We start from the raw sequence: 13,736 nt of genomic DNA on the forward strand, positions 1-13,736 counted from the left end.
CAGCAATCGGCTCACGGAAAGTACTTTTTCACCAGGGCTGCCAGGTTCGCGGCCGTCTCGATGTCCATCACACCGTCATACCTGGCCGGGCGAAAGTGCAACTGAAAAGCCCTTACCAAACGCTCGAAGCCGGCACTTGTCGTGGCAGCCGAAGTGTCATAGCCATACCTCTTGAATAGGCCGAGCAATTGTTCCCGCAGGGGGATTCCGTTGGCCAGGTACGCCTGCTCAAAAGACTTCTGAGTCGCGTCATCGAACCACGCGCCGATACCCTTGAGGTACAGTACGTGCCACGGAAACATCGGGCCAGGATCACTCTTTCGCCCGGCGGCGATATCGGAATGGCCCACCACATTGACCGGGCTGATGTCCGGATATCGCTTGAGAATGTCTGCCGCCAGGTATTCGATCGCCTCTATTTGCTGGGCCTTGTAGGGCGGAAAAGTAAATTGACCTTGGTTATCGGTGGCCAGGTTCACAATCTCCACGCCGATCGAAGTGTCGTTCAGATTGTTGCGATTACCCCAACTGCTCACGCCGGCATGCCAGGCTCGCTGGTTCTCGTCCACCAGGTTGAAGATGTGTGGTTCTTTGAAGCAGGCCTTCAGGTAAGTCGGATCGGCAAAGTCCGGGATGAGGTAATGGGCACTGACGGAAGGGCCGGTTAATGCATTGATGGACGATGCAAAGTTGCCGGCGGTGTAATGGAAGACCAAAAAACGAACGCGGCTGTTATAACCTTTTTTTGAACGATAGCTTTGGTTGTTTATCTGCATTTTTAAACGACTCGCTGTAATTAAATCGAAGCGAAATGCTGCGAACGATTTCAGCGTAACAGTGAGTTTTAAAAGCATGCGTAGTTGGCTTCTGGCTTTGTTGTAGGAAGATACAACAGGCCATAAGTTTCGCTGTGGCTGGCGCGGTGGACGTTTCCGACAACCGTGTAGGAAAGAAGAGTTCCCCTGCGTTAAATAACCCGCCCATAAAAAAAGCCGCTGCAAAAAGCAGCGGCCTAAGCGTGACGTTGTAAAGGAGCTACAAATCAACGTCAGTGAACACGGGGCTGATGGATTGATGCGCAATCCACCCGAATGACGGTGCGCCGGGCGCAAGGGACGCCATGACGACTTGGCACTTGCAGGCCCGTTGTCCTGCAAGCCCGGCCAGCATAAGGATCAGGTGTCTCGGGAAACAGCCCGGATCCGGACATGCACTGTTGCAGTGCGCGCAACAGTTGCAAGCACTCCGACAGTTATGCGCGGCGCTGATAACCCATCATCCGTTCCGTTCATGCGCCGCGCAGACGCCAGTCCTGCATGGGCTGTCATCCTTTTTAGGTACAGCGCGAATACCTCCTTGGTGCGCTTATCGCCCATGGCGTGCGGCAGTAGGGTGAAGCCTCTGTCACTCACCGGGGAAGACGCATGACAACAATAACAATGCGCGCCATCTTCAAGCCGCAGGCGCTGGCCGTCGCGGTGGCCTTGGGTTGCTCTGCCCAGGCGCAGGCCGTTTCTTTCAATATTGGCGAAATCGAGGGTCAGTTCGACTCTTCGCTGTCGGTTGGCGCGAGCTGGGGCATGCGCGATGCCGACAGTGACCTTGTCGGCACGGTCAACGGCGGTCGGGGCCAGTCCTCTACCGGTGACGATGGGCGGTTGAACTTCAAGAAGGGCGAGACCTTTTCGAAAATCTTCAAGGGCCTGCATGACCTGGAACTCAAGTACGGCGACACTGGCGTGTTCGTGCGGGGCAAGTATTGGTATGACTTCGAACTCAAGGATGAAAACCGCGAGTTCAAGGACATCAGCGACAGCAATCGCAAGGAGGGCGCCAAGTCGTCAGGGGCACAGATTCTCGATGCCTTCGTCTATCACAACTACTCCATTGCCGACTTGCCAGGCACGGTGCGCGCCGGCAGGCAGGTGGTCAGTTGGGGTGAGAGTACTTTCATCGGCAACTCCATCAACAGCATCAATCCGGTGGACGTGTCCGCGTTCCGTCGCCCGGGGGCGGAGATCAAGGAAGGCCTGATTCCGGTGAACATGCTGTTCGCCTCCCAGGGCTTGACCGACAAGCTTACCGTTGAAGGCTTCTATCAACTGGAGTGGGACCAGACGGTTGTGGACAACTGCGGCACCTTCTTCGGTAACGACGTGGTCGCCGATGGTTGCACCGATGGCTATACCGTAGGCAGCCCGGCGATTGCACCGTTCGTGCCGTTGACCACCGCATTCGGCCAGGGCATCCAAGTGACCAGCGAAGGCGTGGTCATTCCCCGTGGCGGTGACCGCGATGCGCGGGACTCCGGCCAGTGGGGCACGGCGTTGCGCTGGCTCGGCGATGACACCGAGTACGGCCTGTACTTCATGAATTATCACAGCCGCACGCCGACCGTTGGCACCACTACGGCGGGGCTCTCTACGCTGGCTGCGTTGCCACGGATGGTCGCGACTGCAAACGCCATCGCCCCTGGCAGCGGCGCCGGCCTGGCGCAAAGCGTGATGCTGGGGCGCGGTGGGTATTACCTTGAATACCCTGAAGACATCCGCCTGTACGGCGCCAGTTTCTCCACCACGCTGCCCACCGGTACCGCATGGACCGGCGAAATCAGCTATCGCCCCAACGCACCGGTGCAGATCAGCACCAACGACCTGACCCTCGCATTGGTGAATCCGATTGCCGGTGGCGCCGCGTCACCCATCGCCACTTCGCCGGGTGCCGATAACACCGGCTACCGCCGCAAGGAAGTCACTCAGGTCCAGAGCACCCTGACCCACTTCTTCGACCAGGTACTGGGCGCCGATCGCCTGACCGTAGTGGGCGAGGCGGCAGTCGTGCATGTCGGTGGACTCGAATCGAAAGACCAACTGCGTTATGGCCGCGATTCGGTCTACGGCCAGTATGGTTTCAACGGCGACACTGATGGTTTCGTCACCTCGACCTCTTGGGGCTACCGCGCCCGGGCGATTCTCGATTATTCCAACGTCATCGGTGGGGTGAACTTCAAGCCCAACGTGTCCTGGTCCCATGACGTGGCCGGCTATGGCCCCAACGGCTTGTTCAACGAAGGCGCCAAGGCGGTCAGCTTGGGTGTCGATGCCGATTACCGCAACACCTACACCGCCAGCCTGAGCTACACCGATTTCTTCGGCGGCGATTACAACGTTCTCGAAGACCGCGACTTCCTCGCGCTGAGCTTCGGCGTGAACTTCTGATCTGGCTGACAAGGAAAACCCAATGCGCAAGATGATCCTGCAGTGCGGTGCCCTGGCCCTGAGCCTGCTGGCAGCGAATGTGATGGCGGCGGTTTCGCCGGAGGAAGCGAACAAACTGGGCACCAGCCTCACGCCGCTGGGCGCCGAAAAGGCCGGCAACGCCGATGGCTCGATTCCGGCCTGGACCGGCGGTATCCCGAAAAACGCCGGTGCCGTGGACGGCAAAGGCTTCCTGGCTGACCCGTTCGCCAATGAAAAGCCGCTGTTCACCATCACTGCCGCGACCGTGGACAAATACAAGGACAAGCTGTCCGAAGGCCAGGTCGCGATGTTCAAGCGCTATCCGGAGACCTACAAAATTCCGGTCTACCCGACCCATCGCAGCGTTGGCCTGCCGCCGCAAATCTACGAGTCGGCCAAGCGCAGTGCGCTCAATGTGAACGCCATCAACGAAGGCAACGGCTTGGCCAATTTCACTGGCAACCGTTACTACGCGTTCCCGATTCCCAAGAGCGGGGTGGAAGTGCTCTGGAACCACGTCACCCGTTATCACGGCGGCAACGTGCGGCGCATCATCACCCAGGCCACGCCGCAAACCAACGGTGGCTTCACGCCGATCCGCTTCGAAGAAGAAATCGCCGTGCCGTTCCTGATCAAGGACGCCGATCCGGAAAAGGCCAGCAACGTGCTGACCTATTTCAAACAGTCGGTAACGGCCCCGGCGCGACTGGCCGGTAACGTGTTGCTGGTGCATGAAACCCTCGACCAGGTGAAGGAACCGCGCCTGGCGTGGATTTACAACGCCGGCCAGCGCCGCGTGCGTCGCGCCCCACAAGTGGCATACGACGGCCCGGGCACCGCTGCGGACGGCTTGCGCACTTCCGACAACTTCGACCTGTTTTCCGGCGCGCCGGATCGCTACGATTGGAAACTGGTCGGCAAGAAGGAGATGTACATCCCGTACAACAGCTACAAACTCGATTCCCCGAGCCTCAAGTACGATGACGTGATCAAGGCCGGCCACATCAACCAGGACTTGACCCGCTACGAATTGCATCGGGTCTGGGAAGTAGTAGGTACGGTCAAGTCCGGCGAACGGCACATCTATGCCAAGCGCCACATGTACTTCGACGAAGACAGCTGGCAAGCGGCGCTGGTGGACCACTATGACGGTCGCGGCCAGTTATGGCGCGTGGCGGAAGGTCATGCCCAGTTCTACTATGACCACCAGAACCCGGGCTACACGCTCGAGGCGCTCTACGACATCATTGCCGGTCGCTACATCGCGCTGGGCATGAAGAACGAAGAGAAACACGCCTACGAGTACGGTTTCGAGGCACGGGCAGCCGACTACACCCCGGCGGCGTTGCGTTCGAGTGGCGTGCGCTAAGGCGTCCCCTGTGGCGAGGGAGCTTGCTCCTGCTGGGCCGCGCGGCGGCCCCAAGCGCCGCCAGGGATAATCAGAAAACCGATGACCGGTAGCCAGGCTGCCGGTCATTTTTTTATGGGCGCCAATCAGCGCGCTGAATATTTCTCCTAAGGTGGTCGACACAGGCTAGGGTGAAGGAACAACAATAAAAGGGACCTTGCACAATGACCGCCATGACCCCGTGTCCGGACCGTCCCGGGCTGCTGCCGCGGCTGTCTTCGACGCATGTGCCGCGCAAGTCGTTGAGCGAACCTTTGCTGGCTTGCGAGGCCCGCGTAAAGCTGCTTTGCGCACCGGCTGGCAGTGGCAAGAGCGCCTTGTTCGCCGAATGTTTCCTGCAGGCACCAGCGCAGTGCCGGTTGCATTGGCTGCCGTTGGCGGGTGCCGCGATGGATGCGGCGCAACTGTGTGAATGCCTCGCCCAGGCCCTCGGATTACCGGTCACGGATGAATCGAGTCTGGTGGCCCATCTGGCGCGTTTGCAGACGCCTACCTGGCTGTTTCTGGATGACTATTGCCGGGTGCCCAATCCGGAACTCGACCAGCTGCTCGACCGTTTGTTGAACGCCAGCAGTCCGATGGTGCACCTGTGGTTGAACGGCCGCCGTCGTCCTCACTGCAATTGGCCGCGCTTGCTGCTCGATGACGAATTGTACGAGTTCGATGCCAAGACCCTGGTGTTCACCGATATTGATGTCCAGCAGTTGCTCAGTCACTTGCCCGAGCCGTTGGCGGCGCGTACGGCTCGTGAAGTGATACAGCGCAGCGGTGGCTGGTGTGCCGGGGTACGCATCACATTGCTCGAGCGCTGTGAATGGGCGCGTCGGCACGCTGCGCCGGGTCGGGCCGGCACATTGCTCGACTACCTCGAATACGAACTGTTTGGCACGTTGACTCCAGAGCTGGCTCAAGCCTGGCGCGTGCTGGCGCATCTGCCGCGCTTCAACGCCCGTCTCTGCGCGCATTTGTTCGGCGACACGGTGGGCGTCGAATGCCTGCCGTTGCTGCTGGACCTTGGGTGTTTTATCGAGCCTTGGGAGCAATCCTCGGACTGGCTGCAAATTTTTCCGCCCCTGGCCCGGCTGGTGCGGGACGAGCCCTGGCCGCAGGGCCGTTCCTGGCATCGACGGGCCTGCCAGTGGTTCGCCGCCGAGCAGGACTGGCCAATGGCGTTCGCGCAGGCCATGCAGGCCGGTGAGTTCGAGGCCGCCGTCAGTTCTTTGCAGCATCTGAACTTTGAACATGTGCTACAGGGCAGTAACGCCCAGCTATTGCTGGCCTTGCATGACCAGCAGGGTGACGCGCTGTCACTCGGGACGCCGCAGTCGGTGGGATTGGTCACCACCGCCTTGCTGTTTGCCGGACGCTTCGACCAGGCGCAGGCTTGCATCGAACAGCTGGCCCGCTTCATGCCGCAACCCTTGGCTTGCCAGCAGCGCCAACTGATCGCCCGATGGCAGGTCTTGCGCGGTTGGTTGTTGCACCTGCGCGGCGATGGCGGGCAGGCACGTGAACATTTCCTCCAGGCCCAGATCGACTTGGATCCGCAGGCCTGGGCCCTGAAAGTGCTGTGCCTGATCGGACAGACGCAACAGGCGCTGCTGGCAGGTGACTTGACGTCTGCGCAATGGATCAACCGCCAAGCGTTATGCGTGGCCCGCGCGCAAGGTTCACTGGTGTTTGAAGGGCTGCTGGAGTTGGATCACGCCCAGATTCTCGAGCAGCGCGGCGCCCCCCACCGGGCCGACCATTTACTGGACGCCGTCCAGGCATTGCTCGATAAGCCGGGGCAGGATTTTTCCGCGCTGCTGGGGCGGATTGCCTTGCGACGAGGGCGCTTGGCGTTACGCATGGGCTTTGACGAGCAGGCCGCCGAGCATTTCCAGGCGGGCCTCGAAGCGGGCCTGCGCAATCATGACAAACAGGTGCTCTATGGCTTTCTCGGCAAGGCCTGCCTGGCAGCCAACCAGGGTGACTACGGCGAGGCGTTCATGCAACTACGTGACGCCGAGCGGATCATGCAACAACGGCATATTCCCGATACGGTATATCGAGGCGTATTGCTGCAAACCAGCTGTCAATTCTGGTTGCAGCAGGGTCGACCGGAACTGGCCCATGAAGTCTTGACCCGTGTGTTGCGGCATTTTAGCGGGCCGCAGGCCAAGCAGGCGCCACCTGCAACCCTGGAACTGATTCCGCGTCTTGAATACTTGTTGGTGTTGACCGAGGTCTACCTGCGTCGGGCACAGGATCCACAAGCTCGCCTCAGGGAAATGATTGCCCAGGCGCAACGCTGCGAGATGCATGCCCTGGAAACCGAACTGCATCTGGTGTTGGCGCAAGTGGTCTGGTTGTCCGCTGACCATCCCCAGGCGCGGGCTCTCCTGCAAGAAGGGACCGAACGTGTCGCCTGCTGGCGGGCGCAACAAGCGCTGCGCGAACTGTGTCTGCGCCAACCTGACCTGGTGCGCGGCGCGATCCAATCCCCAGAGCAAGTCGCGCCCCCCATAACCATGGCTGAAGAAACCGTGCTCAGTCAGCGCGAGCTGGAAGTGCTTGAGCTGATCGCGCAGGGGTATTCGAATCAGCAGATCGCCGAGCAACTATTCATCTCGTTGCACACTGTAAAAACACACTCGCGTCGAATCCACAGCAAGTTGGGTGTACAACGGCGTACTCAAGCGGTAGCGAAGGCAAAACTCATGGGGGTCATGAATTGAATACAAGCGGTCGCTGAGGCCCTTTGGTATTTATACGGCTGCCTTCAGTAGGGAAGACCGCGGTCTGCATCCGCGGTGGGGTATCCATCATCTGAATGATCTAGTGATACGTATCGTCCCGGACTTCCTGGACTGATCCGGGCGTTGCCTCATACCCCATCCGCCAACTCACGGCCCGGGTCGCTGCCAACAGACGCTGCGCCGCCGGGCCGTTTTCGTCGGCGTGGAACAGCGAAGTCGGACCGACGATGGTCATCACCGCCGTCACCTGGCCGACGGCGTTGAATACCGGGGCGGACAAGGCATCTACACCGGGCATCAGCAAGCCATGCACATGATGCAGGCCACGGCTGCGAATCTGCTCGCACAAGAGCGCATAGACCTGGTCATCGGCCAGTGCATGGCCGCTGGTACTTTTTACTTCATCCACACGCAGCTCGATGGTTTCCCGTTCTGGCAGATAAGCCGCGAAAACCAGCCCCGTGGAAGAGCTGAGCAACGGCAGCACCGAGCCCAGTTGCGTCACCACGGTCACGGCTCGCACGGCGGGTTCGATTCGCACCACCGTTGCGCCGTGATTACCCCATACCGCCAGGAAACAGGTTTCGTTCAAGTCGTCGCGCAGTTCGGCCAAGGGCAGGGCGGCCACTTGCAATACGTCCATTCCATTCAACGCCGCCAGGCCCACCCGCAATGCCTCGCGGCCCAGGCCGTAGTGATTGGTGGCTGTGTTTTGTTCGGCAAATCCGCTGGCGATCAACGCTTGCAAATAGCGGTGGACCTTGCTGGCCGGCATTTGCACATGTTCGGCCAAGCGCGATAGCGACGTTGAGGGAGACAGCTCGGCCAACGCTTTAAGGATGTCGGTGCCGACCTCGGCGGAGCGGACTTTCTGTTTACCGTTGCTGGGCGGGTTTTCCATGGAAGGCAGGTCCGGAGAGGCGAATGGGCGTCTTTATAGCTTGACGGTCGCTGCCGAGCAAATTACGTTATGCGTAATTTGATTACGATAAAAATAACCCGGTGCGCCTCAAGCTTTCGTTGAATGACGGGCCGCATCCCAGGAGGCTCCATGAACCTCGATTCCACCGCGTCGGAACTGGCTTATCTGTCCGGCTTTGGTAATGAGTTCGCCAGCGAAGCGCTGCCCGGCGCATTGCCTGTCGGCCAGAACTCCCCGCAAAAAGCTCCGTATGGCCTGTATGCCGAACTGTTTTCCGGCACTGCCTTTACCATGGCCCGCAGCGAAGCGCGCCGGACCTGGATGTACCGCATCCGGCCATCGGCTCATCATCCAGCGTTTGCCAAGCTTGGCGCGCAATTGGCGGGTGGTCCGCTGGGTGACGTCACGCCTAATCGCCTGCGCTGGAACCCGTTGGAGATCCCTTCCGAGCCCACCGATTTCATCGATGGGCTGGTGCGCATGGCGGCCAATGCTGACGCTGACAAACCGGCTGGCATCAGCATTTATCATTACCGGGCCAACCGTTCCATGGAGCGGGTGTTCTTCAATGCCGATGGCGAATGGCTGATCGTCCCGCAATTGGGGCGGCTTAGGATCACCACCGAATTGGGCGTGCTGGAAGTGGCGCCGCTGGAAATCGCCGTCTTGCCTCGGGGCTTGAAAATTCGCGTCGAATTGCTCGACTCGCAAGCCCGCGGCTATATCGCCGAGAACCACGGTGCGCCATTGCGGCTGCCGGACCTAGGGCCTATCGGAAGCAATGGCTTGGCCAATCCACGCGACTTCCTGACGCCGGTCGCCCATTACGAAAACCTCACACAACCGACCACGCTTGTGCAGAAGTTCTTGGGGGAGTTATGGGCCTGCGAGCTGGATCATTCGCCATTCGACGTTGTGGCCTGGCACGGCAGCAACGTCCCCTACAAGTACGACCTGCGCCGTTTCAACACCATCGGCACGGTCAGTTTCGACCACCCGGACCCGTCGATTTTCACTGTGTTGACATCGCCTACCAGTGTTCACGGCCTGGCGAATCTCGACTTCGTGATCTTCCCACCCCGCTGGATGGTGGCGGAAAACACCTTCCGTCCGCCTTGGTTCCATCGCAACCTGATGAACGAGTTCATGGGACTGATCCAGGGCGCCTATGACGCCAAGGCCGAAGGTTTCCTGCCGGGAGGCGCGTCGTTGCACAGTTGCATGAGTGCTCATGGTCCTGATGGCGAAACCTGCACCAAGGCGATCAATGCCGAGCTCAAGCCGGCAAAAATCGACAACACCATGGCCTTCATGTTCGAGACCAGCCAAGTGCTGCGTCCGAGCCGTTTCGCCTTGGACTGCCCGCAATTGCAAACTGACTACGACGCCTGCTGGGCCTCGCTGCCGGTCAGTTTTGATCCGACCCGGAGATAACCCATGTCCCAAGTTTCCTTCACCCGTAGCTGGGTCGAATCCGCCAACGGCCATACCGACTTCCCCCTGCAGAACCTGCCGCTGGGCATTTTCAGTATTGCTGGCGGAGCTCCACGCAGCGGTGTGGCCATTGGCGAGCGGATTTTCGATTTACAGGCGGCGCTGCAAGCCGGCTTGTTCGATGGCGCCGCAGGCAAAGCCGTCGCGGCGATGCAGAACGGCCAGTTGAACGCGTTCTTCGATTTGGGTCGCACCGCCCGGGTCGCCTTGCGTGAACGACTCCTGGAACTGCTGCGCGAAGACAGCCCCCTGCGGGAGAAGATTCAGGCCGAGGGCGAAACGTTGCTGCCTCCGGCAGCCGATTGCCAGATGCATCTGCCGGCAAAGATCAACGATTACACTGATTTCTACGTCGGTATCGAGCACGCGCAAAATGTCGGTAAATTGTTCCGACCTGACAATCCGCTGCTTCCGAACTACAAATACGTCCCTATTGGCTATCACGGTCGTGCCTCGACGGTTCGTCCGTCTGGCACCGACGTGCGCCGACCGAACGGCCAAACCTTGCCGGCCGGTCAGACCGAGCCGACGTTCGGCCCCTGTGCGCGCCTGGACTATGAGCTGGAGCTGGGTATCTGGATCGGAAAAGGCAATGCACTGGGCGAGCCCATTGCTGTTGGCGACGCCGCCGAACACATAGCCGGTTTTTGCCTGCTCAATGACTGGTCGGCCCGGGATATCCAAGCCTGGGAATACCAACCGCTGGGGCCGTTCCTGTCGAAGAGCTTCCTGACCAGCGTCTCGCCATGGGTAGTGACGGCCGAGGCCCTTGAACCGTTCCGACGCCCTCAACCGGCGCGTCCCGAGGGCGATCCGCAACCGTTGCCGTATCTGCTGGACAAGCGCGACCAGGCTGGCGGTGCATTCGACATCGAACTGGAAGTGCTGCTGCTGACCGAAGCCATGCGTGAGCAGAACCTGCCGGCCCATCGATTGACGCTGAGCAATACCCAATACATGTATTGGACCGTGGCGCAGATGGTTGCGCACCACAGCGTCAACGGCTGCCAATTGCAGTCTGGCGACTTGTTTGGCTCGGGCACGTTGTCGGGGCCTGAGAGCGGTCAGTTCGGCAGCTTGTTGGAAATCACCGAGGGTGGCAAAAAAGCGATCCAATTGGCGTCCGGCGAGGTCCGCAAGTTCCTGGAAGATGGCGACGAGATCATCCTGCGCGCCCGTTGCAAAGGCGAGGCGGGCGCGTCCATAGGCTTTGGCGAGTGCCGCGGCAAGATTCTGCCGGCGCGTTGAGGACGGGGCATGGAACTCTACACCTACTACCGTTCCACCTCGTCCTACCGGGTGCGTATTGCCTTGGCACTCAAGGGCCTGGATTACCAGGCCCTGCCGGTCAACCTGATCGCCCCGCCGGGGGGCGAGCATCGCCAGCCGGCCTACCTGGGAATCAACCCCCAGGGGCGGGTGCCGGCGTTGCGCACCGAGGAGGGGGCGTTGCTGGTGCAATCACCGGCCATCATCGAATACCTGGAGGAGCGTTACCCCCAGATGCCGCTACTCAGCGGTGACCTCGCGATTCGTGCTCACGAACGTGGCGTCGCCGCGCTGATCGGTTGCGACATTCATCCCTTGCATAACGTCAGCGTGCTCAACAAGCTGCGACAGTGGGGCCACGATGAAACGCAGGTGACGGAGTGGATCGGGCACTGGATCGGCCAAGGGCTGGCAGCGGTGGAGCAGTTGATTGGCAACGAAGGCTATTGTTTCGGCGCCGCGCCAGGGGTGGCAGATGTTTACCTGATCCCGCAGCTGTACGCCGCCGAGCGGTTCAATGTTTCGCTGCAAGCGTACCCGCGGATCCGTCGGGTTGCGGCGCTGGCGGCTGGGCATGTTGCGTTCCAGCAGGCGCATCCGGCGAATCAGTCTGACACGCCTTAGAATGGTCTGTCGGCGGCATGGAGCTCAATGCACGATGGAGTTCGGCGGCAGATGCCCCAGTCGCTCGGTCAAGCGGATCCGCTGGATCGGATCGTCGCTGAGCATCAAGGCGTGCTCAAGATCGAAGCGTTCGGCGTTGGGGCAGTCCAGCCGCTGGTAAAGGCTGGCGCGGGCCAGATAATCGGCGGCATTGGCGTTGCCCATTTCCAATACCCGTTCGGCGTCGATCAGCGCCGCAATGTAATCATCGTTCGCCAGGTGCAATTGCCGCAGGTTGCGCGACAGCCGTTGCAGCATTTGCATCGGCTCGGCGTTGACCAGGTGCTCGGCCTTGAGCGGCACGTTCGAGCCATATTGGCGTTGCAGTAGCTCCCGGCAGTCATTGGGGTACAACCGACGGCCACCGCACGGGTCGAGCAGGTGATCGGCGCCGGGTACGCGCAGCAGAAAATGACCGGGGAAATTGACGCCGGCCATCGGGATTTCCAGCCCTCGGGCCAGCTCCAGCGCAATCAGGCCAAGGGCCAGGGGTTGGCCTCGTCTACGGGCCAGGACTTTGTCCAGCAACGCCGCGCGAGGGCGTAGCGGTGTGAAGTCGTCCTGGGCGAAACCCAGGTCATTAAGGCGTCGAAGCAAAGGTTGGCCCAGTTCGCTGACGGGTAACATCGGCAGGCCGTGGCTGACCAACTGCTGCAGATCCTTGAAATCCTTGAGCAACGCCGGTACGTCCGCCTCAGGATCATGTTCGGCGGCGATCCACAGCGCGGCTTCGAAGAGCGCCGGTGGCGAGCGGTGCAGACATTCAAAAAAGGCTTGGCGCGGCTTCATCACAGTCTCCGGACTATGTCTCGTTTTAGCGCTGCCATGGGCTTTCGTCCAGTCTCGCAAATACGCAGTAACAGGTTATGCCTAAAAAGCTGACTACCGCCCAGGCTTATTCCGGCGTGCTCCAGCAATTTTCGGCCGCACGCCTATACTGGCGAGACAGACAAAAAGTGATTCGGGAGCCTGTCGATGTTCGCTCTCATGCAAAGCTCCCGCCTTGAATCGCTGCACTTGAGCGTGGACCCGGCGACCGGGTTGAAGGCGGTGATTGCCATTCATTGCAGCCGTCCTGGGCCTGCCCTGGGTGGTTGTCGTTATCTTTCCTACCCCGACGATGAAGCCGCCGTGGCCGACGCCGTGCGCTTGGCCCAAGGCATGAGTTATAAGGCCGCCCTGGCCGGCCTGCCAGTGGGCGGTGGCGTGGCAGTCATCATGCGTCCGGCGCACGTCGAGAGCCGGGCGGCGCTGTTCGAAGCCTTCGGTCGCTGCGTTGAGCAACTGGACGGCCGCTACATCACTGCCATCGACAGCGGCACATCGGTAGCGGACATGGACTGCATCGCCCAGCAAACCCGCCATGTCACCAGCACCACCGCTGCGGGAGACCCGGCGCCCCATGCGGCAATGGGCGTGTTCGCCGGGATTCGCGCCACGGCCATGGCTCGCCTGGGCAGCGATAACCTGGAAAGCCTGCGGGTGGCCATCCAGGGCTTGGGCAATGTCGGTTATGCGCTGGCCGAACAGCTGCATGCGGCGGGCGCCGAACTGCTGGTCAGCGATATCGACCCTGGCAAGGTGCAATTGGCGATGGAGCAACTGGGTGCCCATCCGATCGCCAACGACGCGCTGCTCAGTACTCCCTGCGACATCCTGGCTCCCTGCGGCCTCGGCGCAGTGCTCAACAGCCAGAGCGTGGCGCAACTGCGCTGCTCGGCGGTTGCAGGCTCGGCCCACAACCAATTGAGCAATCTGCAAGTAGCCGATCAGTTGGAAAGACGCGGGATACTCTATGCGCCGGATTACGTGATCAACTCGGGCGGGCTGATCTACGTCGCCCTGAAACATCATGGCGAGGAACTTCCAACCATCACCGCGCACTTGTCGAAGATCGGTGCCCGGCTCACTGAAGTCTTCGCCCATGCCCAGGCGGAGAAGCGCTCACCAGCCCGGGTAGCCGATGAGTTGGCGGAGCGTTTGTTGTACCGATAAAAAAA

General features: G+C 60.6%; 10 protein-coding genes. 7 read left to right on the forward strand and 3 right to left on the reverse strand.

The window, feature by feature from the left end:
- Positions 1–11: 11 nt before the first annotated feature.
- The gene (locus J3P95_RS05110) at positions 12–776 is read right to left on the reverse strand and encodes an N-acetylmuramoyl-L-alanine amidase (protein WP_434581294.1); all 765 of its coding nucleotides are present in this window, start codon (positions 774–776) and stop codon (positions 12–14) included.
- A 648-nt stretch (positions 777–1,424) separates the two neighbouring features.
- Between J3P95_RS05110 and J3P95_RS05115 the strand changes: the two genes are divergently transcribed.
- The 3 genes from J3P95_RS05115 to J3P95_RS05125 all read left to right on the forward strand — a co-directional run bounded on the left by J3P95_RS05115 (position 1,425) and on the right by J3P95_RS05125 (position 7,367).
- Complete coding sequence (locus tag J3P95_RS05115) at positions 1,425–3,218, forward strand: DUF1302 domain-containing protein (protein WP_434578433.1); 1,794 nt, start codon at positions 1,425–1,427, stop codon at positions 3,216–3,218.
- Between the two features lie 22 nt (positions 3,219–3,240).
- On the forward strand, positions 3,241–4,608 hold the full coding sequence (locus tag J3P95_RS05120; RefSeq protein WP_434561229.1) for a DUF1329 domain-containing protein: 1,368 nt from the start codon (positions 3,241–3,243) through the stop codon (positions 4,606–4,608).
- A 203-nt stretch (positions 4,609–4,811) separates the two neighbouring features.
- Positions 4,812–7,367, forward strand: a complete 2,556-nt coding sequence (locus J3P95_RS05125) for a LuxR C-terminal-related transcriptional regulator (protein WP_434578432.1) — start codon at positions 4,812–4,814, stop codon at positions 7,365–7,367.
- Positions 7,368–7,467: 100 nt separating this feature from the next.
- Here J3P95_RS05125 and J3P95_RS05130 read toward each other — a convergent pair whose 3' ends face one another.
- Positions 7,468–8,289 carry an IclR family transcriptional regulator gene (locus J3P95_RS05130; protein WP_434578431.1) on the reverse strand — a complete coding sequence of 274 codons (822 nt, stop codon included), beginning with the start codon at positions 8,287–8,289 and terminating at the stop codon, positions 7,468–7,470.
- 150 nt (positions 8,290–8,439) lie between these two features.
- Here J3P95_RS05130 and hmgA point away from each other — a divergent pair, with 150 nt between their 5' ends.
- Genes hmgA through maiA form a run of 3 tightly spaced genes read left to right on the forward strand, consistent with a single transcriptional unit; the run spans position 8,440 to position 11,697 of the window.
- Positions 8,440–9,744, forward strand: coding sequence for a homogentisate 1,2-dioxygenase (gene hmgA / locus J3P95_RS05135; protein ID WP_434561235.1), 1,305 nt, complete (start codon positions 8,440–8,442; stop codon positions 9,742–9,744).
- Positions 9,745–9,747: 3 nt separating this feature from the next.
- A complete protein-coding gene (gene fahA, locus J3P95_RS05140) occupies positions 9,748–11,052 on the forward strand; it encodes a fumarylacetoacetase (RefSeq protein ID WP_434561237.1) in 1,305 nt (434 codons plus the stop codon).
- A 9-nt stretch (positions 11,053–11,061) separates the two neighbouring features.
- Positions 11,062–11,697 (forward strand): maleylacetoacetate isomerase, encoded by a 636-nt coding sequence (gene maiA / locus J3P95_RS05145; RefSeq protein ID WP_434561239.1) that lies wholly within the window; start codon positions 11,062–11,064, stop codon positions 11,695–11,697.
- A 24-nt stretch (positions 11,698–11,721) separates the two neighbouring features.
- Here maiA and J3P95_RS05150 read toward each other — a convergent pair whose 3' ends face one another.
- A complete protein-coding gene (locus J3P95_RS05150; RefSeq protein ID WP_434561241.1) occupies positions 11,722–12,525 on the reverse strand; it encodes a SirB1 family protein in 804 nt (267 codons plus the stop codon).
- 186 nt (positions 12,526–12,711) lie between these two features.
- Here J3P95_RS05150 and J3P95_RS05155 point away from each other — a divergent pair, with 186 nt between their 5' ends.
- Complete coding sequence (locus tag J3P95_RS05155; protein WP_434561243.1) at positions 12,712–13,731, forward strand: Glu/Leu/Phe/Val dehydrogenase dimerization domain-containing protein; 1,020 nt, start codon at positions 12,712–12,714, stop codon at positions 13,729–13,731.
- The last annotated feature ends 5 nt before the right edge of the window (positions 13,732–13,736 follow it).

This window comes from Pseudomonas sp. Z5-35 (genome assembly GCF_051131945.1).
Lineage (GTDB): Bacteria > Pseudomonadota > Gammaproteobacteria > Pseudomonadales > Pseudomonadaceae > Aquipseudomonas > Aquipseudomonas marvdashtae.

Excerpts from the sequence above, each read along its gene's own strand:
- J3P95_RS05110 (WP_434581294.1), bottom strand. The coding sequence starts at position 776 with ATGCAGATAAACAACCAAAGCTATCGTTCAAAAAAAGGTTATAACAGC.
- J3P95_RS05115 (WP_434578433.1), top strand. The coding sequence starts at position 1,425 with ATGACAACAATAACAATGCGCGCCATCTTCAAGCCGCAGGCGCTGGCC.
- J3P95_RS05120 (WP_434561229.1), top strand. The coding sequence starts at position 3,241 with ATGCGCAAGATGATCCTGCAGTGCGGTGCCCTGGCCCTGAGCCTGCTG.
- J3P95_RS05125 (WP_434578432.1), top strand. The coding sequence starts at position 4,812 with ATGACCGCCATGACCCCGTGTCCGGACCGTCCCGGGCTGCTGCCGCGG.
- J3P95_RS05130 (WP_434578431.1), bottom strand. The coding sequence starts at position 8,289 with ATGGAAAACCCGCCCAGCAACGGTAAACAGAAAGTCCGCTCCGCCGAG.
- hmgA (WP_434561235.1), top strand. The coding sequence starts at position 8,440 with ATGAACCTCGATTCCACCGCGTCGGAACTGGCTTATCTGTCCGGCTTT.
- fahA (WP_434561237.1), top strand. The coding sequence starts at position 9,748 with ATGTCCCAAGTTTCCTTCACCCGTAGCTGGGTCGAATCCGCCAACGGC.
- maiA (WP_434561239.1), top strand. The coding sequence starts at position 11,062 with ATGGAACTCTACACCTACTACCGTTCCACCTCGTCCTACCGGGTGCGT.
- J3P95_RS05150 (WP_434561241.1), bottom strand. The coding sequence starts at position 12,525 with ATGAAGCCGCGCCAAGCCTTTTTTGAATGTCTGCACCGCTCGCCACCG.
- J3P95_RS05155 (WP_434561243.1), top strand. The coding sequence starts at position 12,712 with ATGTTCGCTCTCATGCAAAGCTCCCGCCTTGAATCGCTGCACTTGAGC.